Raw genomic sequence first — 1,978 nt, 5'->3', positions numbered from 1 at the left:
GAGCAGAAGAAGGACCTGCTCCACTACCTGGGCAATCTGCAGAAGCACGAGACCGGCGAGGCCTACACTTCCGCTTTGAAGGATATACGTTCGTTTGCCCCGTCTTGTTCGCGTGGCGACCGGACACGCTTCTTCCTGAAAGTGCAGGACGGCTGCGATTATTATTGTTCCTATTGCACCATTCCCTTTGCCCGCGGACGTAGCCGTAACGGCAGCATTGCTTCTATGGTGGAGCAGGCCAGCCAGGCGGCTGCCGAAGGTGGAAAGGAAATTGTATTGACCGGCGTCAATATCGGAGACTTCGGCAAGTCTACCGGTGAGACTTTCTTCGACTTGGTGAAGGCGCTGGACGAGGTGGAAGGCATTGAGCGTTACCGCATATCCTCCATCGAGCCGAATCTGCTGACAGATGAAATCATAGAATACGTGTCCCGTTCCCGGCGTTTCATGCCTCATTTCCATATACCGCTGCAGTCGGGCAGTGACGAGGTGCTGAAGCTGATGCGACGCCGTTACGATACCGCCTTGTTTGCCTCGAAGATAAAGAAGATAAAGGAAGTGATGCCCGATTCCTTTATAGGGGTAGACGTGATTGTGGGTACCCGTGGAGAGACGGAGGAGTATTTCGGGCAGGCTTATGAGTTTATCAAGAGCCTGGACGTGACGCAGCTCCATGTCTTCAGCTATTCGGAGCGTCCCGGCACGCAAGCCTTGAAGATAGACCACGTGGTGGCACCCGAAGAAAAGCACCGCAGGAGCCAGCAATTGCTGGAGCTTTCGGACGAAAAGACCCGTGCTTTTTATGCGCGCCATATCGGGCAGACGATGCCGGTGTTGCTGGAACGTCCCAAACCCGGACTGCCGATGCACGGCTTCACTCCCAATTATATCCGTGTGGAAGTCCCTCATGATGCTGCCTTGGACAACCAGCTCGTGTCTGTGCGCCTGGGCGATTTCAATGCCGACGGCACCGCACTCTTGGGAGCAATGGAATGAGGAATGCCGCCTTTGCAACAAATAACTCATAACTTATAACTCATAACTGACGAAGTGAAATCAAAAATTGTCTATTGGCTGACTTATGCGGGCATGTGGCTTGTGGCACTTCTGCCTTTCCGGGCGCTTTATGCATTGTCTGACGGGCTGTACTTCCTGATGCGCCACGTCGTGCATTATCGGAAGAAAGTCGTTCGCCGCAACCTTCGCAATTCCTTTCCGGAGAAGTCGGAAACCGAATTGATGGAGATAGAGCGCAAGTTCTACCATTATATCTGCGACTATATGCTGGAAGAGGTGAAGATGCTGCGCATGTCTTTCGAGGAGCTCTGCCGCCGGATGAAGTATGATAATAAGGAAGAATACCTTGCCATGATAGAGAAGCATGGAGGCATTGTACTGTTGATTCCCCATTATGCCAATTTTGAGTGGATTATAGGCATGGGGGCCATCATGCATCCGGGCGACATCCCGGTGCAGGTGTACAAACCGCTAAGCAATAAGTATCTGGACGAGATGTTTAAGCATATCCGTGCCCGGTTCGGAGGATACAATGTGGCGAAACATTCCACGGCACGCGAAGTGATAAAGCTTCGCCGTGAAGGCAGGCGGATAGCCATCGGCCTGATTACAGACCAGTCGCCCAACCGCAGCGAGGCCCATTATTGGACCACTTTCTTGAATCAGGACACCGTGTTCATGGATGGCGCCGAGCGCATTGCCAAGCTGATGGACTTCCCCGTCTTTTATTGTGAATTGGAACGGACATCCAGGGGATATTGCAAAGTGCTCTTCGATTTGGTTACCGAAACTCCCAAGCAGACGGCGGATGGCGAGATAACCGAGTGCTTCGCCCGTCGTCTGGAGCAGACCATCCGGCGCGAACCGGCTTATTGGTTCTGGTCTCATAAACGCTGGAAAAATAAACGAAAAGAATCTGTGCAACATGGATAAGATTGCTGTTGTCATATTGAATTGGAAC

The 1,978-nt window shown here is 52.2% G+C and carries 2 protein-coding genes; both read left to right on the top strand.

The features are described 5' to 3' along the window. The coding region (locus tag ABUA47_RS23095; protein ID WP_349832122.1) for a MiaB/RimO family radical SAM methylthiotransferase at nucleotides 1–996 on the top strand (996 nt) is incomplete at its 5' end. Between the two features lie 54 nt (nucleotides 997–1,050). Then, nucleotides 1,051–1,950 (top strand): lysophospholipid acyltransferase family protein, encoded by a 900-nt coding sequence (locus tag ABUA47_RS23090; protein WP_005833230.1) that lies wholly within the window; start codon nucleotides 1,051–1,053, stop codon nucleotides 1,948–1,950. Nucleotides 1,951–1,978 lie beyond the last annotated feature (28 nt).

The organism is Bacteroides sp. RTP31139st1_H2_RTP31139_211217, assembly GCF_040227615.1.
In the GTDB taxonomy this organism is placed as follows: domain Bacteria; phylum Bacteroidota; class Bacteroidia; order Bacteroidales; family Bacteroidaceae; genus Bacteroides; species Bacteroides uniformis.
The sequence above is the reverse complement of the archived record's forward strand: the minus strand, read 5'-3'. Positions and strand labels throughout refer to the sequence as shown.